The sequence below is a fragment of the Methanocella sp. MCL-LM genome (assembly GCF_049676595.1).
Lineage (GTDB): Archaea > Halobacteriota > Methanocellia > Methanocellales > Methanocellaceae > Methanocella_A.
On sequence record NZ_CP187259.1, the window covers coordinates 1417378 to 1441626 of the forward strand.

At 55.2% G+C, this 24249-nt stretch carries 19 protein-coding genes; 8 read left to right on the forward strand and 11 right to left on the reverse strand.

The window, feature by feature from the left end:
- Positions 1-187: 187 nt before the first annotated feature.
- On the forward strand, positions 188-1276 hold the full coding sequence (locus ACPLPM_RS07095) for a formate--phosphoribosylaminoimidazolecarboxamide ligase (protein ID WP_424359545.1): 1089 nt from the start codon (positions 188-190) through the stop codon (positions 1274-1276).
- 436 nt (positions 1277-1712) lie between these two features.
- Here ACPLPM_RS07095 and ACPLPM_RS07100 read toward each other — a convergent pair whose 3' ends face one another.
- The 4 genes from ACPLPM_RS07100 to ACPLPM_RS07115 form a co-directional block, all read right to left on the reverse strand.
- A complete protein-coding gene (locus ACPLPM_RS07100) occupies positions 1713-2462 on the reverse strand; it encodes a carbonic anhydrase (protein WP_424359546.1) in 750 nt (249 codons plus the stop codon).
- A gap of 54 nt (positions 2463-2516) precedes the next feature.
- On the reverse strand, positions 2517-3626 hold the full coding sequence (locus ACPLPM_RS07105) for a Coenzyme F420 hydrogenase/dehydrogenase, beta subunit C-terminal domain (RefSeq protein ID WP_424359547.1): 1110 nt from the start codon (positions 3624-3626) through the stop codon (positions 2517-2519).
- A 1-nt stretch (position 3627) separates the two neighbouring features.
- Positions 3628-5739 (reverse strand): formate dehydrogenase subunit alpha, encoded by a 2112-nt coding sequence (gene fdhF / locus ACPLPM_RS07110; protein WP_424359548.1) that lies wholly within the window; start codon positions 5737-5739, stop codon positions 3628-3630.
- Between the two features lie 114 nt (positions 5740-5853).
- The gene (locus tag ACPLPM_RS07115; RefSeq protein WP_424359549.1) at positions 5854-6786 is read right to left on the reverse strand and encodes a formate/nitrite transporter family protein; all 933 of its coding nucleotides are present in this window, start codon (positions 6784-6786) and stop codon (positions 5854-5856) included.
- A gap of 814 nt (positions 6787-7600) precedes the next feature.
- On the opposite strand from ACPLPM_RS07115, the gene ACPLPM_RS07120 reads away from it, so the two are divergent.
- On the forward strand, positions 7601-7990 hold the full coding sequence (locus ACPLPM_RS07120; protein ID WP_424359550.1) for a universal stress protein: 390 nt from the start codon (positions 7601-7603) through the stop codon (positions 7988-7990).
- Between the two features lie 7 nt (positions 7991-7997).
- Here the strand turns inward: ACPLPM_RS07120 and nuoB are convergent, their stop codons facing one another.
- From nuoB to hyfB, 6 genes are read right to left on the reverse strand one after another with little or no spacing between them, the layout of a single operon-like run.
- A complete protein-coding gene (gene nuoB / locus ACPLPM_RS07125) occupies positions 7998-8744 on the reverse strand; it encodes an NADH-quinone oxidoreductase subunit NuoB (RefSeq protein ID WP_424359551.1) in 747 nt (248 codons plus the stop codon).
- A gap of 8 nt (positions 8745-8752) precedes the next feature.
- Positions 8753-10327 carry an NADH-quinone oxidoreductase subunit C gene (locus tag ACPLPM_RS07130; RefSeq protein ID WP_424359552.1) on the reverse strand — a complete coding sequence of 525 codons (1575 nt, stop codon included), beginning with the start codon at positions 10325-10327 and terminating at the stop codon, positions 8753-8755.
- The gene (locus ACPLPM_RS07135) at positions 10324-11787 is read right to left on the reverse strand and encodes a hydrogenase 4 subunit F (protein ID WP_424359553.1); all 1464 of its coding nucleotides are present in this window, start codon (positions 11785-11787) and stop codon (positions 10324-10326) included. Before ACPLPM_RS07135 ends, ACPLPM_RS07130 begins: the two co-directional genes overlap by 4 nt.
- Complete coding sequence (locus tag ACPLPM_RS07140; protein WP_424359554.1) at positions 11784-12446, reverse strand: NADH-quinone oxidoreductase subunit K; 663 nt, start codon at positions 12444-12446, stop codon at positions 11784-11786. The genes ACPLPM_RS07135 and ACPLPM_RS07140 overlap by 4 nt, the downstream gene beginning before the upstream one ends.
- Before the next feature lie 9 nt (positions 12447-12455).
- A complete protein-coding gene (locus ACPLPM_RS07145; protein ID WP_424359555.1) occupies positions 12456-13397 on the reverse strand; it encodes a respiratory chain complex I subunit 1 family protein in 942 nt (313 codons plus the stop codon).
- Between the two features lie 4 nt (positions 13398-13401).
- Entirely contained in the window at positions 13402-15411 is a 2010-nt protein-coding gene (gene hyfB / locus ACPLPM_RS07150) for a hydrogenase 4 subunit B (protein ID WP_424360046.1), read from the reverse strand.
- Between the two features lie 535 nt (positions 15412-15946).
- Between hyfB and frhA the strand changes: the two genes are divergently transcribed.
- From frhA to ACPLPM_RS07175, 5 genes are all read left to right on the forward strand, one after another.
- Positions 15947-17200 carry a coenzyme F420 hydrogenase subunit alpha gene (frhA, locus tag ACPLPM_RS07155; protein ID WP_424359556.1) on the forward strand — a complete coding sequence of 418 codons (1254 nt, stop codon included), beginning with the start codon at positions 15947-15949 and terminating at the stop codon, positions 17198-17200.
- Entirely contained in the window at positions 17197-17679 is a 483-nt protein-coding gene (gene frhD, locus ACPLPM_RS07160) for a coenzyme F420-reducing hydrogenase, FrhD protein (protein WP_424359557.1), read from the forward strand. Before frhA ends, frhD begins: the two co-directional genes overlap by 4 nt.
- Positions 17657-18454, forward strand: coding sequence for a coenzyme F420 hydrogenase subunit gamma (gene frhG, locus ACPLPM_RS07165; RefSeq protein WP_424359558.1), 798 nt, complete (start codon positions 17657-17659; stop codon positions 18452-18454). Before frhD ends, frhG begins: the two co-directional genes overlap by 23 nt.
- 10 nt (positions 18455-18464) lie before the next feature.
- Complete coding sequence (frhB, locus tag ACPLPM_RS07170) at positions 18465-19325, forward strand: coenzyme F420 hydrogenase subunit beta (RefSeq protein WP_424359559.1); 861 nt, start codon at positions 18465-18467, stop codon at positions 19323-19325.
- 479 nt (positions 19326-19804) lie between these two features.
- Entirely contained in the window at positions 19805-20554 is a 750-nt protein-coding gene (locus tag ACPLPM_RS07175; RefSeq protein ID WP_424359560.1) for a carbonic anhydrase, read from the forward strand.
- 42 nt (positions 20555-20596) lie between these two features.
- Here ACPLPM_RS07175 and ACPLPM_RS07180 read toward each other — a convergent pair whose 3' ends face one another.
- Positions 20597-23218 (reverse strand): helicase C-terminal domain-containing protein, encoded by a 2622-nt coding sequence (locus ACPLPM_RS07180; protein ID WP_424359561.1) that lies wholly within the window; start codon positions 23216-23218, stop codon positions 20597-20599.
- 167 nt (positions 23219-23385) lie between these two features.
- On the opposite strand from ACPLPM_RS07180, the gene ACPLPM_RS07185 reads away from it, so the two are divergent.
- Positions 23386-24207 carry an alpha/beta fold hydrolase gene (locus ACPLPM_RS07185; protein WP_424359562.1) on the forward strand — a complete coding sequence of 274 codons (822 nt, stop codon included), beginning with the start codon at positions 23386-23388 and terminating at the stop codon, positions 24205-24207.
- Positions 24208-24249: the final 42 nt, after the last annotated feature.

The following is a 24249-nucleotide window of genomic DNA, read 5'->3' on the forward strand; positions in this document are numbered from 1 at the left end:
CCAGGGCTTTTCTTAAGAACAGGTCATCCGAGAACTGCCGGGTGCGGACATTTCTCGCAGCATTTTCTCATACTATACTATGTCTTTCTATATATTAGTTTTCGGCATGCCATGGCCGTATACCTGCTGGCCGCGTAGATAAACGTTAAATAATGAGCGTACGAAGTACTAGCTAAAGGTGAGGTCTTTGGTCATCTCAAAGGACGACATAAACCAGGTTGTTAAAAAGTACGATAAGAATAAGATCACTATCTGTACGATAGGCAGCCACTCGTCGCTGCACGTCTTCAGGGGCGCGTACGACGAGGGCTTCAGGCGCTGCGCTATCTGCGCGAAAGGGAGGGAGGTCCCTTACCAGCGCTACAAGTCGGCGGAAGAGTTCATCATGGTTGACAAGTTCTCGGATGTCAACGATGAGAAGATCCAGCAGCAGCTGCGGGACATGAACGCTGTCATAGTGCCCCACGGCTCGTTCGTGGCCTACGTAGGCCTGGACCGGATCGAGAACGATTTCAAGGTCCCCATGATCGGCAACCGTAACATCCTGCGCTGGGAGGCGGAGCGGGACAGAGTTACGAAGCTCTTCGAGGCGGCCAACATCAGGAAACCCATGAAGATCCACGGCCCCGACAAGATCGACCGGGCGTGTATGGTCAAGTTCCCCGGCGCCAGAGGCGGCAGAGGCTACTTCGTGACCGACTCCCCGGCTGGCTTCGACGAGAAGATGAAGCTCATGATAAACAAGGGCTGGCTGACGGAAGATGACCGGGCTAAGGCACACATCGAGGAGTACGTGGCGGGCGACATCTACTGCATGCACTACTTCTACTCCCCGCTGACCAAGACTGTGGAGCTGCTGGGCATGGACAGGCGCCACGAAGCCAACATAGACGGCCTTGTCAGGATTCCGGCCAAAGACCAGATGGAAGCCGGCTTACAGCCCACCTACGTGGTCACCGGTAACTTCCCGGTCGTAGCGAGAGAGTCTCTGCTCGACCAGGCCTTCGGCATGGGCGACAGGCTGGCCGAGGTAGCCGAAAAGATGGTTGCTCCGGGCTTACTGGGCGCCTTCTGCATCCAGACCATGTGTACCGACAACCTCGAGTTCGTCGCCTTCGAGATCTCCGCCAGGCAGGACGGCGGCACCAACACGTTCATGAACGGCTCCGCTTACTCCTACCTGCTCTACGGCGACGGCATGAGCATGGGCCGCAGGTACTGCCGCGAGGTCAAGAACGCGCTGGCGGCTAACAGGCTGGAAGACATAGTAACATAAGTACGTCAAAAGCTCCGGCTAATCCGGGGCTTTCTCTCTTTTTAGTCAGCGACTCAGAAAAGCGATCGCTGCGCTGTGCTTACAACGAATTATTCCGGCATTCATAAGCAAATGTTGCTTATGAGCCCGTGAACGTACACTAACGCTGCGCTGTGCCAGGATCACAGATTCTTACGGATGGCACAGATTTCACAGATGACTACTGGGGAAAATGGTCGATGGATAACTAAGTCCATTCTTATCCAGTAGTATCTGTGCAATCCGTGTAATCCGTCGTAATCTGTGATCCTGTATACAAGGGACTGCTTCCAGTCGGTCACAGCGCAGCGTTCGTTTTGATATCTCCTATATCTGAGCAATCTAGTACGCACAGCACAGCGTTCGTATTGTTACAGCACGCTATCCGAGTAGCAGGAAAGATAAAGAAAAAAATAGCTTAGTATACGAGCAGCCTTTTCACGCGGCTCAGGACAACTGTACTGTTGCCCGCGAAGACGTCGAGCTTCTTCATCTTATCCACGTCGGTTTCGCCGTTGATGTTGATGATGCTGATGCCGCCTTTACTGGTGGTGTAGATGTCCTTGAAGTCGTATATGGCGCCGACGATCATCATTTTACCGGTGTAGACCTGGTTCCTGATCGAGGCGTCGTTGAGCAGGTTTTCGATCTGCTTGTCCACGTTGGCCTCGGAGACCAGCGTCTCGAAGTAGACATGCTCACTGATCGGCGTCAGGGGCCTGGTTTTAGCTTCCTTGATGTACTGGGACAGGCCACCTCTCCTGATGAGGAGCTTCTGGACTTCGGCTACTATCGGCTTGATGAAGTCGAGCGATTTGATAATCCTGTGGTGCTCGTCCTTGAGCTCCAGCGTCGAAGCATGTACTGCCCCACAGCCAGTGTGGCCCAGTATCATCAGTATGGGCGTGTGCAGATGGCCGATGCCGTACTCGATGCTGCCGAGGTTTGGCTCTACCCTGTTGCCGATGTTCTTGATCGAGAAAATCTTGCCTATCTGGTCGTCCAGCGCTTTTTCGATGACCCGGGAGTCGGAGCAGGTGACCAGCGTGACGTCCGGGTGCTGGCTGTCCAGGATGTCCCTGTACTTGCCGGCGCTCGTGGCTTCTGCGGAGTACCTGTCGTTGTACGTGAGCTTATCGATGAGCGTGACTAGACCCTTGTCTAACATAACTGTTCCTGACATTATCTTACACTCCTAAAAAAGAAAGACGGAAAGGAGATCTTAGTTGATCTCCTGTCCGATTCGCTTGGCGACTTCGTGGTACAGCCTGGAGAGAGGGATCTCTACCGGGCAGCCATCTTCGCACATGCCGCAGTTGATGCAGTTGTTGCCGAGCGCCGCCAGCCTGGCCATGTGGTAGTTCATCGAGGGCGGGACGTCGCCCAGGCCTTCGTAGGCCATCGGCTTGAGCTTCAGGTCGAAGATGACAGGGCAGTTGACTGTGCAGCCCTGGCACTTGACGCACTTGCTGAAGTGTTCGGCCCAGAACTTCGGGTCTGCCGCTTCCGCAAAGTGCTTCTTCTGGTTCTTCGCGGCCAGCTTGACCATCGACTCGTTGATCTTGGCGCGCATCTCGATGCCCTTCGGGTCGGGAGCCTGGGTCGTGATGGCCTTGGCGTTAGTGGCGCCTTCGACTAGCTTGGCACCGTTTTCGCTGCAGACCTCTACGAACGTAGCCTTGCCGGCTAACGGTCCGATGACACCCCAGTTGCCGCACGCAAGGTCCGCCATAGTGGGGATCTTGATTTCGCAGCGCTGGCAGTTCTGCCTCCGGCCGCTGCCGTGCTCTTCGAGCTCATCGATCGAGACTTCCTTGTGCTCGTGGTTCTTGGTCACGATGATGAACTTGCCCTTGGCGATCTCTTCCTTGATCACATCATCCGGGCTGACACCGTAGTACTTCTCGATCATCTCTCTGCCGACGACCGGGCGGACCGTGCCGCCGCAGTTGAGGCCGATCATCAGGATGTTGTTCCTGTTGACCTTGCCCTGCTTTGCCGCGGCGAGGATTGCGCTGGCGTCGCACTGCTTGACCGGCAGGGCGATCTTCATGTCCTTGGCCCCGTTCATGTACTGTATGATGAACTTGCCGATAGCCGTGGGTGCGCAGTGGAGCGAGCCCGCGGACTTAACCAGGTCCGCCGGGTTGGTGAAGACCGTGGGTACACCGTCGTACAGGTCTGCGCCCTTGGTAATGGCGACTACTGCGTCGACCATCTTGCTCTCCAGTGCGTACTTCAGCAGCGCGGTGACTGCTCCGCCGCACTCGCCGGCCTTACAGATGTTCTCCTCTGCGGCGCAGGCGTAGAACATGTCCTTGACTTTGACCATGTTAGTGACCTCCTATCTTCGGCGCTACTTTCACAGGCGCTGCCGCAGCCTTCTTGTCTTCCTTGGGTATGGGTATGATCTTAGCTGCACAGGCCTTGAGCTCCGGCATCTTGGCGAACGGATCGAGGGCCGGGTTGGTCAGGATGTTGGCGCTGCACTCGTGGAAGTGGAACGGGATGAAGATAATGCCCTTCATGATGTTGGGGGTTACCTTCGCGGCTATCTCGATCTCGCCTCTGCGGGATGCAACCTTGACTTTGTCGCCCATCTTCACTCCGAGCGCCTTGGCGTCGACCGGGTTGATCTCGACGAAGCCGGTCTTGACTTCGCTGTCGAGGGTTGCTGACCTTCTGGTCATGCTGCCGGTGTGGTAGTGGAAGATCATCCTGCCGGTGGTCAGCAGGAGCGGGTACTCTGCGTCGGGTACCTCTGCGGGCGGCTTGAACGATACCGGGAAGAAGATGCCCAGGCCGTCCGGGTGAGTGAACTTGACCGTGTGCAGAATGGGTGTTCCCGGGTGATCGGTTGCAGGGCAGGGCCAGTGGAGGGCTTCGGGCTTCTTCAGCCTTTCCCAGGTCATGCCTGCGTACTGCGGCGTCACTTTCCTGACTTCCTCGAAGATCTCGCCGGCGGACTTGAAGTCGAAGCCTGCGACGCCCATCTTCTTCGCGATGGCGCAGATGATCTCCCAGTCTTCCTTCGCCTGGCCGGGCGGGGTGACGACTTTCTTGAGCAGCTGGACGCGTCTCTCGGTAGAGGTGAACGTGCCTTCCTTCTCGGCATAGGCCGCAGCGGGAAGTACTACGTGAGCGAGCTCTGCAGTCTCGGTCATGAAGATGTCCTGGACTACCAGGAAGTTCACCGACTGGAGGGCGTGCTTGACGTGGTTGATGTCCGGGTCGGATACCATCGGGTTTTCACCCATGATGTACAGCGACTTGACCTTGCCGGCATCGATGGCGTTCATGACCTCTACGATGGTCAGGCCTACCTTGTTCGGCAGGTCTGCGACGCCCCAGGCCGCGGCATACTTCTTCCGCAGCTCGTCATTGATGACTGCCTGGTAGCCGGAAACTACGTTCGGCAGGCAGCCCATGTCGCAGGCGCCCTGCACGTTGTTCTGGCCTCTCAGCGGGTTGATACCCGTACCGGGCTTGCCGATCATGCCGCACATCAGCGCGAGGTTGGAGACCGATACTACGTTGTCAGTACCGCAGGCGTGCTGGGTGATACCCATCGAGAACAGGATGGAAGAAGCGCCGCTGGTGGCGTACATCCTGGCGATCTTCTTGATGGTGTCGGCCGGGACGCCGGTGATGGGCTCTGCCCACTCAGGCGAGCACTTCATGATCTCTGCCTTGATGGTCTCGAAGTCCTTGGTCCGGGCCTTGATGAACTCCTTGTTCTCCAGGCCTTCGGTCAGGATCGTGTACATCATCGCGTTGAGCAGGGCGACATCAGTGCCGCTTCTGTGCTGGACGAAGATGTCAGCCTGCTTAGCCGTGATGTTGAACCTCGGGTCGCAGACGATGATCTTTGCCCCTCTCTCCTTGGCCTGGACAATCCTGCGACCGATCAGGGGGTGATCCTCGAAGGTGTTGGTCCCTATGATAAACAATAATTTTGCGTCCGCTATGTCCTTGATCGTGTTGGTCATAGCGCCGCTGCCCAATGTCTTGGCGAGGCCGGCGACCGACGTGCCGTGGCAAAGCCTGGCGCAGTGGTCTATGTTCGGGGTCTTGAGCGCGACCCTCGCGAACTTCTGCATGACGAAGTTTTCTTCGTTCGTCACTCTGGCAGAAGCGAAGCAGGCCATCGATTCGGGCCCGAATTGTGAGTTGATCTCCTTGAACTTAGAAGCGACGAGAGATATAGCCTCGTCCCAGCTAGCGGGGACGAACTTTCCGTCCTTCTTGATGAGCGGAGTAGTCAGCCTGTCGTTCCTGTGGATAAACTCGTGGGCGAAGTTGCCTTTCGGGCAGAGCTTGCCTTCGTTTACAGGGTGTCTCTTCCAGGGCTCGACTCCGACGACTTTACCATCCTTTTCGACTAGATTAATACCGCAACCGCAACCGCAGTAGGGGCAAATCGTCGACACAAGTTTTAAGTTCATAGTTACACCAGTAGTTATGTCTATGTTGCTTAAATAGGGAGGGGTTCCGTCCCTCCCTCTTTGCTTTAGACAGGGAGGGCTGCAACCCTCCCTTTTTCTTTCTTTCATGCCTCCTTACTTCGGAGCAATCTTTGCTGCGTCAGCGGGCTGGGCCGGAGTAACGCAAACCGGGGACCTGATATAGATCCACCAGTAGGCCATCGCCACGAAGACTGCTGCTCCGACGATGTTGCCCAGGGTAACCGGGATCAGGTTGTTCCAGATGAAGTTGACCCAGCCTCCGGCGCCGAGAAGCGAAGCCGGTATCGTGACCTTTGCTGCGGTCAGGGTGGCGGCGATGCCGGCGTCGTTTGCCGCGAAGATGCCCAGCGGGATGAAGAACATGTTAGCGACACTGTGCTCGAAGCCGATAGTTACGAAGGCCATGATCGGGAACCAGCAGGCCATGATCTTGCTGATGATATCGTCAGCGCTGACAGCCAGCCACACTGCAAGGCAAACCAGCCAGTTACAGCCGATTCCTCTGAAGAACGCCTGCTCCCAGGTCAGGCCGACCTTGCCACCTGCGACGGATACTGCCCAGCTTGCCCATGGCATGGCGTTGAACAGTCCAGTCATATAAGCAAGGAAGAACGCTACGAAAACTGCGCCGATAAAGTTGCCGATAAATACTAAAGTCCAGTTTATTGTCAGGCCTTTCAGCCCGGTCTTTTTATCGAAAAGTGCCATTGGCGCAAACATCATATTTCCGGTCAAGAGCTCGGAGCCTCCGATGACGACCAGCATGAGGCCGACAGGGAACACTGCGCCCGCAGCAAACTTAACCAGCCCGCTTGGTATAGCCAGCTTATTGATAGATCCGTCCGCAAGCGTGATTGTACCGTTGGAAAGACCGCCGGCTACAATTTCACTTAACAGCGCACCAAATGCAATGTATGCGCCGGCCAAGAAGGCCAATACAAGTAACTTAGTCCATGTGGTGTTACATTTTGTCTGTCCTGAAGCAATCGCTGCCTTAGCAATATCTGCAGGTCCTTTAAATGCCATACTTTAACCTCCTATCCAAAGTATTGATGCATGATGGCTTCTATCGGCGGGACAGTCAATTTTACCCCGTGCCCCCGACTAGTAAGCCATAAGGAAAAATTACTATTTATTCAGTAATTAGTATATATACGTTTCCATAGAAGCTTCATAAAAAAAATTTATTGCCAGGAATGTGAAAAAAAGCGGTTATAATTTTTTTCACACTCTCCAGGCAAGTGATTAGGCGGTATCCAATCAGTGCTATATCGCTTCTAGAATATATAACTTTCATACATTCCTGACAATGTATAAAATAAATAAAATGGATTACAGAGGCACAATAGTAATCAATTTATGATTTTATAAAATAAAGTTTAATCGATATAACTTACTTTTTAATGGTACTTTATAAAATTTATGATTAGAAATTTCCTTATTGAAATGACTTTCTTTCAAAAATGAAACTGCCAAATTATCAACCGGTAATGTAATGATAATTGATGATAGTTTATTTCAGCCTACCTAAACTATCCTCTAATATTTTCTTATGCAATAAGTTCTTACATTTTTATAAGTAGCCGCATATATACTGCAAATTAGCATATTCAATATTGTTCAATAATGCTAAAAACTAAAAGATTTAACTTTTTATGTTTTTTACAAAAATTTCCCGGGGAAGTACCTGGTAATCCGCTTAAGCTTCTTCCTGTAAATATGTCCGGCTTATGGGGTGACTTGAGATTGTCCTTGACAGTTTTCAGCGCAGAGTATTCCGATCGTTTACCGTAAGCCTAAATATCAATGCCGTGTCATTTACTTACATCGGTGTGTGAAAATGAATGTCCTACTGGCAACAGATGGCAAACCGCATTCCGATAAAGCGGTTCAGTATGCCATCGAGTATGCGGAGCGCTTCGGGGCAAACCTGTTCATCGTGTTCGCGGTGAGCCCCAGGCCCGGCGAAGATCGCGACAGCGTGATCAAGAATGGCATGAGTGTCCTGGAAACTGTCAAGCAGCAGGCCCTCGAAAAGAAAATCCCTGTTACCACGATGTTGGAGGCAGGTAACCCTTACGAGGCGACTCTGGCTGTATCCGACCGGATCAAGGCGGACGCCATAGTCGTGGGGACCTCGGGCAAAACTGTGCTCGATCGGGCGCTCATCGGCAGCGTATCAGAATATATTGTTCGCAACGCTAAGTGCACGGTAATCGTAGTGCGTTAAAAAATTTTTATAATTTTCTCTTTTGCTCCCACCTGTCGATGGCTAACATGATGCCCTGGATAATAGCCTGCGGCCTCGGGGGACAGCCGGGTATGTATACGTCGACCGGAATCATTGCATCTACTCCGTTATATACTGCATACGAGTCCCTGAAAATGCCGCCTGTTATAGCACAGGCGCCCATGGCGATGACCATCTTCGGGTCCGGGGTGGCATTGTAAGACTGCATCAGGCCGCGTTCCATGTTCCTTGTGACAGGCCCGGTGACCAGCAGTGCATCGGCGTGTCTTGGGGAGGCTACTATGTGCAGGCCGAAACGTTCGATGTCGTAGATCGCATTTGACAGCGCATTGACTTCGACTTCGCACCCATTGCAGGAGCCTGCGTCGACTTCCCTGATAGCCAGCGAGCGGCCAAAAGTCTTCTTGATCTTCTTTTCCAGTTCTCTACCTGCCGTTTCCATGTCGAAGTCCGGCTTCGTCCGGGACGCCAGCTCGTATTCCCCGGTCATCCTGATAGCCTCGCAGGCGTCGGCGCAGGCGCCGCAGAATATGCACCTGCCGGGCGAGATTTCTATCCTGCTATTTATCGCTCCTGCCGGGCAGGCGGCAATGCACTTGCCGCAGTTGTCGCACTTGCTCTTATCGACTGCGGGCATGCCCAGGAATTTATCCGGGGTCCTGAAAGGCTCCGCCGGATACCGGGAAGTTACAACGCCCTTTTTGAGGAAGCCTGATTTGATAACGTCGAACATTTTTTCACCTACAGATCGTTGCCCGAGTAGGACAGGTTAAAGCTCTTGTTCACCAGCGGGAAGTCCGGTACGATGTTGCCCGGGGTAGCTATTTCCATGGCAAGCCAGTTACAAAACGAAGGGTCCCTGATCTTGTGCCTGAAGGGCTTGTTGCCGTCGCCCGACAGTATCCAGTGGAGAAGCTCTCCTCTCGGGGCCTCGACCAGGCTGATCCCGATCTTGCCCGGGGGGATGTCGGGGACTGCTGCCCTGATATCCCCGGCGGGCAGTTTATCCAGCGCCTGTTCGATCAGGCTCATAGATTCGTAGATCTCCCCTATCTTTACCTGCATGCGGGCGTTAACGTCACCCTCTTTTAGCATGTGTACAGCAAAGTTCAGATCACCATATGCTGCGTACGGGTGGTCCCGCCGCACGTCCCGGTTGACGCCGCTTGCCCTGGCTCCGGGCCCCACTACATTGAGGTTGACAGCTGCTTCGAGAGGAAGCCTGCCTGTCGTCTCCGTCCTGTCCAGGATAGACGGCTGGCCGTTGACCAGGTCTACGAAATCTTTGAAGTCGAGCTTGGCCTTGACTATCGCAGTCCTGATCTCCTGGATGTCGTCCTTTGTCAGGTCCTGCCGCACTCCTCCGATTTTATTGACTGATCGCAGCAGCCTGCTGCCAGTGATGCGCTCGTTCAGTTGCAGCATCCGTTCCCTTAAAATGTATGCATGCTGGGCGCCTACATTATATGCGGTGTCAAGGGATATGCCGCCAGCGTCGCCGAGGTGGTTGTAGATGCGCTCCATCTCGAGGAACACGGTCCGTATGTACCGGGCTCTGTCGGGCACCTCTACGTCTGCAAGTTGTTCCACCGTCTGGCAGTAGGCTGTCGAGTGAGCCATGCCGTTGTCCCCGGAGATACGCTCGGACAGGAACACGCCTTTATCATAAGTCATGCCTTCGGAGATCTTTTCAATACCCTTGTGCACGTAGCCCATGCGGATCTCCAGGTTGAGGACCGGTTCCCCGGCTACGCTGAAGCGGAAGTGGCCGGGCTCGATGACGCCCGCGTGTACCGGGCCTACTGGTATTTCGAAGACGCCTTGGCCCTCCACCCTGTGGTAAGGGTATTCAGTAGCCACCTTTTCAGGCCTGCCTTTGGTGTCCTTTCGCAGGGGATGGTAGTCCTCGGGCCAGGTATCGTACAGCACCAGCGGCCGGAGGTCCGGGTGCCCGACAGGGGTCAGCCCAAACATATCCGAAATTTCCCTCTCGAACCAGTTAGCCGAGTAGATCATGGGCGTCAGGGACTGGAAGGTACCGGGAGATTCAGGTATTTCCGCTTCGATGTTGACGATCAGGTTCTTCGAGGCTATGGGCATCACCGCATACATCGTGTACCCGCCGGTAACCTGCCTGGTGTCCGCCACATGCAAGGTGGCCAGGGTGGCCCCGTATCTCTTCGCCACGAAAGAGGCCACGTAGGGAAGGGCGTCTTTGCCAGCCCTGACAAAGACGTTGTTTCCGACATCGTGGGCCGATGCCATCTCTGCGCCGAAAGCGGCGGTAATCTCGTTGGTGATGTTTTTCGTCGTCATACGGAACCTCCGAAGATGGCCACTATCTGAGACAGCAGGTCGCTGAGCGCCAGCGGAACATAGATCCCCAGGGCCAGCGTTGCCAGCAGCAGCACGGCCATGACGCCCAGGCCGAGATAGTTGGGCTCTCCCTTGATCATGCCTGCGGCAGGCTCCCCAAAGGCCATCCTGCCCACGTGGTACATGAAGCCGGCGAAGATGACCACCAGCAGGAGCAGGTACAGGATGCTCACGATCAGGTTGCCCTGGGTGATGCCCGCTATCAGGATGATGATCTCGCTGATGAAGATGCTGAACGGGGGCGAGCCCGTGATGGCCAGGCTACCGGCCACGAAGAAGATGGCTGTCCAGGGCATCAGCGTAGCTATGCCTTTTACTTCGTCGATGTTCTTGGTCTTGAACTTCAGCAGGATGTTCCCGGCTCCGAAGAACATGAGTGACTTGGTTATGGCGTGGTTGAGAATGTGCAGCAGTGCCCCGAAGATGCCCACTGCGCCGCCTATGCCGAAGCCTATTGCGATGATGCCCATGTGCTCGATACTTGAGTACGCCAGCAGCCGCTTGTAGTCCTTCTGGATGATGATGAAGGCGGCTGCGGCCGCGAGCGATAGCAGGCCGAAGACGATCAGCAGCGTCCCGGAGAAGCCGGGACCGAGGGCGTTAGTCGTGATGATGTGGTAGCGCAGGATGCCGTACATGGCGCAGTTCAGCAGCACTCCCGAGAGGAGGCCGCTGATCGGCGTAGGCGCCTCGCTGTGGGCATCGGGCAGCCAGGTGTGCATCGGGGCGAAGCCTACCTTGGTGCCGTAGCCGATGATCACGAGGATGAAAGCGATCTTTAGCAGCGTGGGGTCGAGGCTCTTCGCCTTTTCTGCGAGCATCGGCCAGCTAAGCGCTTCTGCGGATTCTCCCATCGCGTCGACCGACGAGGCGTAGAGCAGGATTGTGCCCAGCAGCGCCAGCGTAATGCCGACGGAGCAGATGATGATGTATTTCCAGGCCGCTTCCACCGACGTATCCTTGTTGTAGAAGCCGACCAGGAAGGCGGATGCCAGCGTGGTAGCCTCTATTGCAATCCACATGATGCCCAGGTTGCTGGAGATGCAGACCAGCAGCATGGTGAAGATGAACACGTGGAAGAGCGTGAAGTAGTACTGCAGCTTGCCCAGGTCTAGCTTCTTCTCCTCGTACTCATGGCCAAGGTAGCCTATCGAGTAGATTGCCGCAGCCAGCCCGATGAAGGAGATGATGACGAGCATGTAGGCGCTCAGTGCGTCCACATACCACAGGCCCGCGGAAACCGGGCCCTGAGTAAAGACTGTGTACGCGAGATAGGCGCAGCCCGCCAGTATAGCGATCGCTCCCAGCGTGCTTACTGTCTCTACCGCCCGCTTGTGCTTGATCAGGTAACACAGAGCGGCTGTTATCAGGGGTATGATCAGGAGGGCTTCGATGATCAATCTCTCAGCCTCCTGAGGATGCCCGTATCAACCGTATCGAACGTCCGGTTGATCTGGAAGGCGAAGATGCCCATGATGAGCACGCCAACCAGGATATCGAAGAAGACGCCTAGCTCCACGATGAGGGGCATGCCGTACGAGGTAGAGATAGCCGCCAGGAACAGCCCGTTCTCCATGACCATCAGGCCCATGATCTGGGTGATCGCCTTTCTGCGGCTGATCATGATGAAGAAGCCGATGAGTACGACGGCTATTGAGATAGCAAGGCAGTTCTTAGTGATGGCGCTGCCGTGGGCGATGATCGGCTCGGTGATGAAGTACGAGATAATGGCGAGGCCGCCCGCGACCAGCAGCGACGCCGGGACGTTAAGCATCATCTCCACTTCCTTGTTGACGTTGATGCGGTTCATCGTGTACTCGAGGAACCGGGGGATGACGAACGCTTTGATGACGATGGTCAGCGCCGCGACCAGATATATGTGCGGGCTGTTGGTGAAGTAAGCTACGGCAGCTCCAAGCAGTCCCAGCGCCAGCGACTGTATCGCGTAGGTGTTGACCCACGGGTGCAGGCGGGTGTGGGCGACGATGACGAACGTCGTCAGGAAAATGATGACGGCGAGGCCGTTGATGATGTTGTTGCCTATGGATATGTCAACCATGTGAAACCCTCACAGTATGTAGAACGACATTACGGCCAGCAGCGCGAGCGTGAACGATACGGTCAGCAGATTCGGCAGGCGGAACAGCCGCAGCTTAGCCATGCAGGACTCGATGTAGGCGATGGCAGCTACCATGATCAGAATCTTTACCAGCAGCGCGACCAGCCCTATGACCAGGCCTGCTACTGTCATGCCAGTGGCTATGCCCCACGGCAGGAAAACGTTGGCCAGGATCGTGAGGAACAGCGCCAGCTTGGTCATCGAGGACAGCTCCATCAATGCCAGCTGTTTGCCCGAGTACTCCAGGATCATGCCTTCGTGGATCATGGTGAGCTCCAGGTGAGTGGCAGGATTATCGACGGGGACGCGGGCATTCTCGGCCAGCGTGACGATGAAGAGCGCCGCAAACGCTAGGAACAGCGAAGGCCGGATCAGCTCCAGGCCGTTGACGGACAGCTGGTAGGAGATGTCTCCCAGGCTGGTCGTACCCGCTATCAGGGCCATCGTGAAGATGGCGAGGAGCATCGTCGGCTCTGCAATCGCCGAGACCGTCATCTCACGGCTGCTGCCCATGCCTCCGAAAGCGCTGCCGGTGTCCAGGGCCGACAGCGCCATGAAAAAGCGCATCATGGCCAGCATGTACACGACGACGATCAGGTCGCCCATGAAGCTCAGTGAGGTCGTCGAGAGCACCGGGACCATGAGGACGGCTACCAGCACGGCTGCCATGCAGACGTAGGGCGTCAGGTGGAACACCCACGAAGCGTTACTGGAGACGACGGAGTCTTTGCGGAAAAGCTTGGCCAGGTCGTAGTACGGCTGGATAATGCTCGGGCCCTTCCGGCTCTGCATCAGCGCCTTGAGCTTTCTGATCACTCCGGTGATCAGGGGCGAGATAGCCACGATGAAGGCCGACTGAATGAGGATAAGGGCGATTTGTACCGGTTCCATGGGATCACCTGAAAATGATCAGGAGCAGTACCAGCGTGATGAAGATGTACGTCAGGTACGCCTGAATGCTGCCTGTCTGGATGAAGCTCAGCCGCCGGGCAGCCTTGACCGTGAAGTCAGCCACGGGGTTGTACAGGTACTTCTCGAAGACCGGCTCGGTATGGTCCGCGTACGTCAGCTCCTTGCTGATGTACGGGGAAGCCGTCGGCCTTGCTACCAGCTCCTTGCTGGGCCGGTATATGGCGCTGAAGATCATGTTGATCGACTTAGCATAAGCAGTGCCCGTGTACTCGTTCCTGGGAGAGAGCTGCGTACCGCAGTCCCAGGTATCTCCCTGCACGATCCGCCTCTTGCCACCATAGTACCTGGTGATCAGGTATATTGCCGGCAGCATTACGACCAGGAGAGCGCCAATCATGACCGGAGACATGCTTGAGAACGATGTGGCTACCGGTTTCATGACAATGCCGTACGTCATCTTTGAGGCCACGCTGGCGCCCGTGATGGTTGAGGTGACACCATCGATGGCCGGGACAATATAGATCGAGAGAACTCCTGTCAGCACGCACAGCACTGCCAGGATTGCCATGCCGGCGAGCATCGTCGGGGGCACGTCCTTCGCCTCTGCTGCGTGCTCCGACCGGGGCGCCGCCAGGAAGGCGATACCGTAAGCCCTGACAAAGCAGGCCGCCGCAAGGGCGCCCGTGAGCGCGAGCATGCCTATGGTGACCGGGATGAGGATTTTCACGATCATTTCCGGGAAGTTGAACGAGAGCAGCAGCGACTGAAAGATCAGCCATTCGCTCACGAAGCCGTTCAGCGGCGGAATAGCCGAGATCGACAGGGCGCCGACAAAGAAGAAGACGCCCGTCCAGGGCATGCGCTTAGCCAGGCCTCCCATGAGCTCGATGCTTTTAGTGTGGACCGCGTAGATGATCGAGCCCGCTCCCATGAACAGCAGCGCCTTGAACAGCGAGTGGTTGAACGAGTGGAACAGCGCCCCGATGAGCGCGAGCGCCGCGAGCTCTTTGAGGCCGTAGCTGGTGAAGACCATGGAAGCCCCGATCGCTATCAGGATAATGCCGATATTTTCGACTGTGGAATAAGCGAGCAGGCGCTTCAGGTCTGTCTCGTTCAGCGCGAACAGGACGCCCAGCACCGCGGACAGCGACGCCACGAGCAGCACCAGCAAGCCCCACCACGTGTCGGCCACGCCCAGGAACTCGAAGATGCACCGGATGAGCATGAAAATGGCCGTCTTGACCATCACGCCCGACATCAGCGCCGATACGTTGCTGGGGGCCGCCGGGTGCGCGTATGGCAGCCAGACGTGCAGCGGCATGATGCCGGCCTTGGTGCCGAAGCCTATGAGGAACAGCAAGAAGGCGATGCTTTTCACCATGTCCGGCAGCGCCTCTCCGGCGCCCTTAAATGAGGCAAAGTCAAAAGAGCCGGTGGTCGAAGCCAGCAGCAGGAATCCGACCGTGATGAAGGCCGTGCCGAGGTGGGTCATGACGATGTAGAGGAAGCCGGCGCTGACCGCCTCGCTCTTCCTGTTCTCGTACACGACCAGCAGGTACGACAGGATAGACATGACTTCCCACACGACCAGAAACTGTATCGCGTTACCCGCCGTGACGACCAGCATCATCGAGAGCAGAAAGAGGTTGAAGATCGCACCGAGCAGCCCGATGCTATATTTTCCCGTGTATTCCCGGGAATACCCGACGGAGTATATCGAGACTGCAAAGCCCACTACCGAGATCGATAGCAGGAAGAATGCGCTCAGCGGGTCCACGGTGAAGGACACTTCACCGAACGGAGTATATGCCGGGAGTGCCATGCGGAGCTCTGAGCCCAGGAGCACGCTGGCCGATAGAACCGCACCAACCAGGGCTGTAACTGCCGCGGCACCGAACGCCACGTGAGCACAATACTTATTTCTTCGCAGTACGACGGCGCCTGCCGCACCTATCAGGGACGTCAGGACGAGCGCTGCAAACAGGTATTCCATCTTCACCTGTACGCGCCTCCTTTCGACGATTTGATAAACAATCCGTGAATTGGTCTCGTTTTAAGGACCCCACCTAGTGAGTCCCTAAGATTCCGCTTTCCGGCATAAATCTTTCGTATAAGGCAACTATTTGCCTAAAGGCTTAGTGTATGAAGGTATCCCGGATAAATGATAATTATTAATAATTAAAATATTGTTACCTTATCCTGAGCAGACGCATCACCATACATAACATAATATATTGTGTATTATACGCCTGGCGACTAACCGCATAACTTATAATAGATTGTAATTATATAACTCCTGTTTATCTGCTCTTGACTGTTCCTTATACTGGTGCCTGCTGGATAAAAAAAGACTGACAATATACACTTATCAGTTATTAAGGTATCGCACATTTACTGATGGAAGCGTATTCAAATGGCCACATTTATTTTTTATAAGTAAACATTTATATAACACTTACAAAATTAGTCTCAAAAGAGAAAATTTATATAAGGTAGCGGAGTGAAAAGATAAGCTAGAGGCGGTATATTTGAGTCAAACAGTAGTAGTATCACCGACAACTCGACACGAAGGACACGCCAAGTTAGTCCTTGAAGTTGATGACAACGGGATCGTTACTCAGGGTAACTACCTGAGCACTACTCCCGTCAGAGGATTTGAAAAGTTTATAACCGGAAAGCCAATGGAGTTCGCTCCTGTTGCATCGTCCAGGTTCTGCGGCATCTGCCCCATTACCCACGCCAGCGCGTCGACTGATGCGCTCGACAGGGCACTCGGCATCACCCCGCCCAAGGACGGCGTTGTGCTGAAGCACCTGTGCAACATGGGCAACAAGCTCCACAGCCACCCCCTCCACAACCTACTACTGCTCCCGGACTTCTTTAAGGCAGACCCGAACGGCCAGCTCGCAGCGACCGTGAGGATCCAGAAAATGAGGAAGATCGGACAGGCAATAGTAGACATCACCGGTGGAGAAGCTATCCACGCCCCGAACATCAGGGTCGGCGGTATGCAGCACAACATCTCCGAGGCTGCCAAGAGGAAGATCCTCGAGATGCTGAAGGAATACGAGCCGATCATGAAGGAACAGAACGAGGCTATGCTCAACGCGTTCAAGAACTCCGACGTCCCCAAGACCCTCGGTGTCCACAACAACGAGCTCATGGCCACTGACCTGCACTACGGCAACGCAGACCTTTTCGAGCAGGAGTACTTCTACAGGTTCACGGAGATCACCCCGAGATCCTGGTACCCCAAGGCAGAGGTCGGCGAGGAAGCCTGCGGCACTGCACCCCTCATCGGCGGCAAGGCAGTCGAAGGCGGCCCGAAGGCAAGGATGACCAGGTTCGCAGGGTTCGGCGCGAAGGACTGCTTCGGCTTCGACCCCAAGGGCGCAATGGCCATCAACATCGCAAGACAGATGGAGATACCCTTAACCCTCGCAAAGGCAAGGGAACTCGCAACCCAGCTTGACACCACCAAGCCCACCCTGAACAAGCCACCCGAGTCGGGCGGCGACGGCCAGAGGCTCGGTGTCGGACCCCAGGAAGCCCCCAGAGGTGTCAATGTCCACACCGCCAAGGTCAAGGACGGCAAGGTCACCTACTACAACTGTCTGGTAGCCACCACGTGGAACATCCTGACAGTCGGCAAGGCTTGCGAAGGCCAGCACTACAAGTGGGCAGAACATGTTGTCAGGGCTTACGACCCCTGCGTCTCCTGTTCGACACACATGATTGTGATCGACGAGGAAGGCCAGCTCGTAGCCGAGGGCAACATATGATGTTGGAACAGGAAACCTTAGTAGTTGGCTGCGGCAACGTCCTCTTTCAGGATGACGGATTTGGTCCGCGAGTAGCCGAGGAACTCTCCAAATACGAGTTACCGCCTGGCATAAGGGTCATCGATGCAGGTACGGGCGCACCGCACCTCATCTTTACCCTTCTCGACGAGACCTGCAAGAACCTGATAATCCTGGACTGCATCGACTGGAAAGCAAAACCCGGTTCGCTGCGTAAGTTCACGGTGGATGAGCTGCCTAAGGGAAAATTTCAGGATGCCCACAACTGGACTCTGTCCGAACCATTGCACGCAATTAAGGACAAGGTCAACATCGTGGTCATCGGATGTCAGCCGGCGAAGGTTTCTGAACCTGATATTGTCTGGGAACTCACCGAGGAAGTAGAAAAAGCGATTCCCCAGGCCATCAGAATGGTATTCGAAGAGCTAGGGATCGACTATGGGAATATTCGACAAAGTTAAGGGGATCATAACTGGAGCGCCGAAAGTAGAAACTACGGCGGCCCCGGTACCAACTAAATCGGAGGAAGTAAAAGTGGCTAAGCCAAAGATTGCATACGTTCACTTAAGCGGCTGCACAGGCTGTCTCGTATCGCTTGCGGACACCTACGAAAAGCTGCTTGACATTCTGGGCGCAGTGGACATGGTCTACAACCTGACCCTCGCGGACCAGAGAGACTTGCCCGAAGGCAAGATCGATATCTCGATCGTTGAAGGCTCTGTCTGCCTTCAGGACGAGCACAGCGTACACCTGATCAAGGAAGCACGGGAGAAGTCGGGCCTCGTAGTGGCGCTCGGCGGCTGCGCAGCAACTGGCTGCGTCTGCAACTTCTGCCGTGGCGGCCAGGCAAACCAGCCCCAGCACGAGTCCTTCGTGCCCATCAACAAGCTGGTCAAGGTCGACGCGTACATCCCCGGCTGCCCGCCCGCACCGGAAGTTATCTACAACTTCTGCATTGCGGCCGTCACCGGCGACATGGACTACCTCAAGCCCTTCATGGCTGGCGAGGTTGGCGGCTACCACTGTGGCTGCGACCTGAACACCAAGGTTATCCAGAACTCCCTGTGCATGGGCTGCGGCACCTGCGCATCCTCCTGCCCCACCAGGGCCATCGACATGGAGTTTGGCAGGCCGAGCTTTAACAACATCCGCTGTGTGAAGTGCGGCGCTTGCGCGGCAGCATGCCCGAGGATGTTCCTGCCTGTTGAACAGATACAGAAGAAGCTTATGGTGTGAGGTGTCTGACATGGCATTCGGAAAATACAAGGAAGTAATGGCCCTCAAGGCTAAGGACAACGCAATCACCGGTGTCGCACAGGACGGCGGTGTAGTAACTGCACTTCTGTGCTACGCACTCGACCAGGGTATCATCGACGGCGCCATCGTCGCCGGCAAGAGTGACACCCCCTGGCTGCCCAAGCCGGTCGTCGCCACCACCAAGGCAGAGATCATGGCTGGCGCAGGTACCAAGTACACGATCAGCCCGAACATGGCTGCAATCAAGACTGCAGTCCGTGAGTACGGTCTGGACAAGGTTGCCCTCGTAGGCACCCCCTGCCAGATCTACGCTGCCCGCAAGATGCAGCTGTACCCGTTCGGCGCAAGGCACGTCGGCGACAAGATCGCCCTGACCATCGGTATCTTCTGCACGGAGAACTTCTCCTACGCAGGCCTGAAGACCGTCATCGAGGACCACTGCAAGGTACCCATCGACTCCGTCAAGAAGATGGAGATCGGCAAGGGCAAGTTCTCGGTCAAGGCCGCCAAGGACGTGGCAATCCCCATCAAGGAGACCCACAAGTACGAGCAGGACGGCGACCACGTCTGCACCGACCTCACCGCTGAGTTCGCAGACATCGCCACCGGCAGCATCGGCACCCCGGACGGCTGGAGCACCACCTTCACGAGGACCACCAAGGGCAGCGACCTGATGAAGAAGGCAATCGCAGCCGGCGTATTCGAGACCAAGCAGATGTCCGAGTTCGCAGCCCCCATGGGCCTGGCAATGCTCGAGAAGCTGGAAACCGGCAAGAAGGACAAGGCCAAGAAGCACGCCGCCGAAAGGCAGGCACTCGGCCTCTACGTCACCCCGGGCATCCTGTACTAAGAGAGCTAAGAACATGTATGTGCGGGCCAATGGCCCGTGCTTTTCTTATTTTATAACTAACAAACCTTTAATTATACACCTAAGCACGATTCCGGAAGAACAAAGACAGGCGTCTTCTTTCAAGTCGTTTAAAAAGCCAAACTTAATATTACTCCGGTAATTGATCAAATCAATAGTAGTGGATATCTAAGTCATCCCTGAAATCTTTCGGGAAGTCAGGTACCATTTACACGAAGTACACAAGGTACGCGAAGTACCCGAAGTTTTACGATAAGATCATCTCACAGAATTCCGTTTTTATCGAACTTCGTGTACTTCGTGTACTTCATGTACTTCGTGTAAATGGTACGGGCGGTCGTACAACATGTTTCGAGAGTTGTGGTGTTACAACGATGTTATCATTTCGCTGAGTAGCGTCTATATAATCACCTTCCCATCAAGGCTATAAACTAGCAGCCACTATTCGTGATGGAGACTCTATGCGGTTCAAGAGCGGCGTAATCACCCTTATCGACAAGCTCGAGTACAACGACGAATATGCGAAGGTAGTCACCAGGTCCGGGGGATATGATGACCACCAGGAATCTCAGACTCCTGATATTACGCTGGTGACCTGCTCGGACTCGAGGGTACTGGAAAAATGCCTGGATGACGAGATCGGGAAGATTTTCTCGATCAAGAACATCGGCAACCGGGTGATGCCGAACCTGGGCAGCATCGAGTATGGCACAGGGTTCCTGAAGACACCGTTGCTGATCATCCTCGGGCATACCGGCTGCGGCGCCATCCACGCCTCGATGAGCGATATCAGTAGCGAACACCTCCATGTGACTAAATCTCTGGAGTCTATCCGCCCGACGGCGGCTCACATTCAGAAGCTCATCATCAAGAAGGGCGGGATAAACGGCTACATGAAAGAACACCTGCCGAACCCGAACTCGCATATCACCGAGCATGACTACCTGGAAACTTTAGTTACCGAAGCCAATGTGGATAAGCAGATCGATATCCTGCTCGACGACGAGCCTATCCGGAAACTGGTCTACGATGGCAAGCTCATGATTCTCGGCGCCATCTACGATTTCAAAGATATCTACTCGCCCCGGAGGGGATCGATCTTCATCATCAACGTCAACGGGGAAACTGACGTGAACAAGCTCAAGGTTGTCGACTTTCTGTCTGACGAGAAGCTCATTACGGACCGGATGAAGCGGCTGCTGCAGTACTAAAAATAATTGCTGAACTTTACAGGCTATCAGCCTGTACTTCCTTTACTTTTTGCCGTAGATCTTCTTGACCGCTTTTCTCGCTTCATCCCTGACGTTCTTATCCTTGTGCCTGAATAAAAGTTGTAATGGGTCCAGTGCCCTTACGTCGCCCAGCTTCGCCAGCGACCAGACCGCGTTCATGATGACCTTTGTATCTGAGTCATCCAGCGCCCTAATTAGCGGCTCGACTGCTTTCGGGTTGCCCGTAGTGCCCAGGTCCATGGCTGCCTTCCATCGCATGGAGCCATTGGGGCTTTTAAGCCTGGCGAGCATTCCGGGCAGAGGATCGGCGCCATCCTCAGAATCCACCTTCTGAAGAGGTTTGCTTATCGTCTTCGGGGGCTGCGGCTTCTTCTCCGCTTTAGGCTTAGTGATGGTGCTGCTGCCTCCGTCCGTGACGGCAATGTGATCAGCTGTCTTGAAGACCGGCACAGCCTCTCCAGAGGCTGACTCGATCGGGCCGACGTTCTTGAAGAATTCAACCATCGCAGGCTTGACGTCGCCTGGTTTGAGCTCGACGAACTCCCTGCTCTCTTCTTCCGGGAACTTGTAGAAGTAGCCCATTTTACTGAACTTATCCGAGTACTGCTTTGTGTACCGGCTGTCTACCAGTATAGTGACACCGTAGTCCGTGGGGGACCTGATCACTCTGCCGCAGGCCTGGCGGATTTTCTTGACCGCCGGCTGGGATACTACGTACTCCATGCCTTTACCGGGGTACAGACCTTCGTAGGCGTTGATGATCGCCTGCGAGCGGTCATCCCGGTAGTTTTGCAAGCCCACGCCGACCACGACTACGGTGCGGCAGCGGTCGTACTTGTAGTCCACGCCTTCCGTGAGGGTGCCCCACAGGTAGGCCATCAGGACCGCTTTATTGCCCGAGTCGCCGTACCCGAAGAACTGGTTTTTGAGCTTCTCGGGAGAGGTGCCTTTTTCCGGTACCAGGACCGGGACGTCGGTCTTGATCAGCTGTGAATACTTCCGCGCCTCTTCCGCCGTCTGGAAGAAGAAGAGCACATTACCTGTGGACGCCTCAATGATCTCCTGGAATAGCTGCACCAGCGTCTTCTCGAGGTTTATGTCGCCCCTGTTGGCGAACATGAGGGGGCCGGAATTCACTACTATGGTTTTCCGGCGCTCAGGTGGGAACGGGCTGCCGAAGGCGATCTCGGTGGTCTCCCGCTTGATCCGCAGCACTTCCTTCAGCGTATCAAAAGGCTGCAGCGTGGCAGACATGAGCACCACTCCGGCAGGGCCGTCCAGCAGCGGCTCTGACAGCTCTCCGGCAATGCAGTTGCACAGCTCAAGAGCGCCATATAGTCGAGCATCAGCTGTTTTCCGGACGGTGATGACCGGGTAGTGGGCATCGCTGGAGGATAGCTTTACATAGCTATCGAGGAAGTTTGCCACGTCGAGGAGCTTCGATCCGTCAAATGAGGGGGTCCTACCGCTCTTGAAATCTTCCTCCGCCTGAGCGAAGATGGCCAGGCCCATCATCTGGACCCTGAGCAGGGCCTCATCGAGCGAGATGCCGATTGCGGACAGCCTTTCTCTAAAGGCTATACAGAAGAAATCGTCCGTGCCGGCCGGGTCTCTTATCCTGATGTCGACTCCTCTCGAGGTCATCCGCTCAGCCTGGCCGAACTTGAGCTTCTCGCTGTACGTCTGCCGGATGGTTTCCTTGAGCGTCGTCAGCAGCAGCCTCGCCTCTTCCTTGCCTTTCCTCAGCTCGGCCTCGTTATAGGTCTCCTTGTCTGCTTTGAGCCGCGTGACCTCTTTCTCGGCGAGATCAATTGTAATCTCGTCCACCGGGGCTAATGCACTGGCTCTGGCCTGTTCTTCGAGATTGTGGGCCTCGTCGAAAATGATGATGACATCCGACAGCTTGCAGCCGAGGACTGTCAGAAACCGCTCTCTGAACTCGGGCTTGATCAGGTGATGGTAGTTACAGATGACCAGATCGGCTTCCCGGAGGTAGTCTTTCAGCAGCTCGTAGCCACACTTGCCCTCTTTCTCCGACTGGTCGATCACGTCTTCGGGGGACCTGACACTGTCGTAGAGCCACTGCTTGAACCTGTCGTTAGGCTCTTTTAGCGTCTTGTATAAATAATCGCAGGACGATGCTCGCAGTCTCCTGACTGCATCCTCGCTCATCGTCATGCTGCGCGTTAAATCATGACGTTCATCCGGCCTCATGCTGCGCCATTCATCTGTTTTCATAAGCTGCCGCATTTTGGCTGCGTCTTTTTCTGCGTCTAGCAGAGCGTCAGTCGCGAGCATGGCCGACCTGCAGGCGTGCACATTCTTCCCTGCCGGGCACATCTTTTCCTTGCCGATGAACGTGACAGCCTTGATGCCGGCTTTCGCCCGGATTTCCCGGGCTTCCCCGATAAACTGGGCCATCTGCTGATGTACCGGCGTAGCGATGATGACTTTCTTGCCAGTCTCCTTACCTACGGCAAGCGCAGGCGCCAGCGCCGAAAGGGTCTTCCCGGTACCGCACGCTCCTTCAAAGAGCACTAGCTTACCCTCCCCTAAGGCCTTGTGAATCGTCTCCATCGCCTTCTCCTGGTTCTGGTAACAGGACGGCTTTGGAAAGTACCGGTGGTAGGGCTGATCACTCATGCTAAAAATCTAACTGCTATACAGTACCCGAGTTATATTACCGTTCTGGTTCGCCCCGGCGAAAGTAATACATCGGCTACTGGCTACGGCAATCGCGGTTCTCCGCCTGCCCTGGCACGGGAAACTCATAACTACACGCGAGGTATATCTCCTCATGGAGTATCTCTATGTTCCTGCGCATCGGCGAGATTGACGTGTACTACGAAGTGATCGGCGATGGGAAGCCGGTGGTGATGATTCACGGCTACGGCCTGGATCACCATGTGATGAGCGGGTGTATGGAACCCGTATTCGCCGATCGTCCCGGCTATAAGCGCATATACTTCGACCTACCCGGGATGGGCCAGACCAGAGCCAGCCGGTCCATCAGCAATTCTGATAAAATGCTGGAGCTGATCGTCCGCTTCATCGGGCAGGTCATCCCTGACGGCACGTTCCTCGTGGCCGGGGAATCGTACGGTGGGTATCTTGCCCGGGCATTGATCCGCCTGATGCCCGAACGCATCGGCGGGGCTGTGCTGATCTGCCCGCTGATCGTCCCGGATCGCCCGAAGCGCAGGCTGCCGCCACATATGGCACTAGTCCGGGACGAGGCGTTCTTGAGCACGCTTAGTTCTCACGAGCGGGAGAACTTCGAGACCATGGCTACCGTGCTCGATGAAACTACCTGGGAGGGGTTTAAGCGGGATATCATGCCGGGCGTCGGCCTGGAAGATATCAGCTTTACAGAATGGTTCCAGAAGTATGGCTATCCGCTGTCCTGTGACGTTGACGATATTCCGCCCTTTTCGAAGCCTTTCCTGCTCTTTGCCGGCCGCCAGGATGTCTCCGTCGGATACAAGGACCAGCTGGAGATAATAGAAAACTATCCCCGCGGGACTTTCGTCGTTATGGACCGCGCCAGCCACAGCCTCCAGATTGAGCAGGCTGAAGTTTTCAACGTCCTTGTCAAAGAGTGGCTGGACCGGGTGGAAGAAAGCGCCCGTTAAGATGTGGATAGCCCAAAAATTTAAACCTTTATCCCATTATAT

Bases quoted from the DNA above. Each gene is read 5' to 3' on its own strand.
- ACPLPM_RS07180 (WP_424359561.1), bottom strand. From the start codon at position 23,218: ATGAGTGATCAGCCCTACCACCGGTACTTTCCAAAGCCGTCCTGTTAC.
- ACPLPM_RS07185 (WP_424359562.1), top strand. From the start codon at position 23,386: ATGTTCCTGCGCATCGGCGAGATTGACGTGTACTACGAAGTGATCGGC.
- ACPLPM_RS07100 (WP_424359546.1), bottom strand. From the start codon at position 2,462: ATGTTAGACAAGGGTCTAGTCACGCTCATCGATAAGCTCACGTACAAC.
- ACPLPM_RS07105 (WP_424359547.1), bottom strand. From the start codon at position 3,626: ATGGTCAAAGTCAAGGACATGTTCTACGCCTGCGCCGCAGAGGAGAAC.
- ACPLPM_RS07130 (WP_424359552.1), bottom strand. From the start codon at position 10,327: ATGACGACGAAAAACATCACCAACGAGATTACCGCCGCTTTCGGCGCA.
- ACPLPM_RS07115 (WP_424359549.1), bottom strand. From the start codon at position 6,786: ATGGCATTTAAAGGACCTGCAGATATTGCTAAGGCAGCGATTGCTTCA.
- fdhF (WP_424359548.1), bottom strand. From the start codon at position 5,739: ATGAACTTAAAACTTGTGTCGACGATTTGCCCCTACTGCGGTTGCGGT.
- ACPLPM_RS07175 (WP_424359560.1), top strand. From the start codon at position 19,805: ATGCGGTTCAAGAGCGGCGTAATCACCCTTATCGACAAGCTCGAGTAC.
- frhG (WP_424359558.1), top strand. From the start codon at position 17,657: ATGGGAATATTCGACAAAGTTAAGGGGATCATAACTGGAGCGCCGAAA.
- ACPLPM_RS07145 (WP_424359555.1), bottom strand. From the start codon at position 13,397: ATGGAACCGGTACAAATCGCCCTTATCCTCATTCAGTCGGCCTTCATC.
- ACPLPM_RS07140 (WP_424359554.1), bottom strand. From the start codon at position 12,446: ATGGTTGACATATCCATAGGCAACAACATCATCAACGGCCTCGCCGTC.
- frhD (WP_424359557.1), top strand. From the start codon at position 17,197: ATGATGTTGGAACAGGAAACCTTAGTAGTTGGCTGCGGCAACGTCCTC.
- frhB (WP_424359559.1), top strand. From the start codon at position 18,465: ATGGCATTCGGAAAATACAAGGAAGTAATGGCCCTCAAGGCTAAGGAC.
- ACPLPM_RS07120 (WP_424359550.1), top strand. From the start codon at position 7,601: ATGAATGTCCTACTGGCAACAGATGGCAAACCGCATTCCGATAAAGCG.
- nuoB (WP_424359551.1), bottom strand. From the start codon at position 8,744: ATGTTCGACGTTATCAAATCAGGCTTCCTCAAAAAGGGCGTTGTAACT.
- hyfB (WP_424360046.1), bottom strand. From the start codon at position 15,411: ATGGAATACCTGTTTGCAGCGCTCGTCCTGACGTCCCTGATAGGTGCG.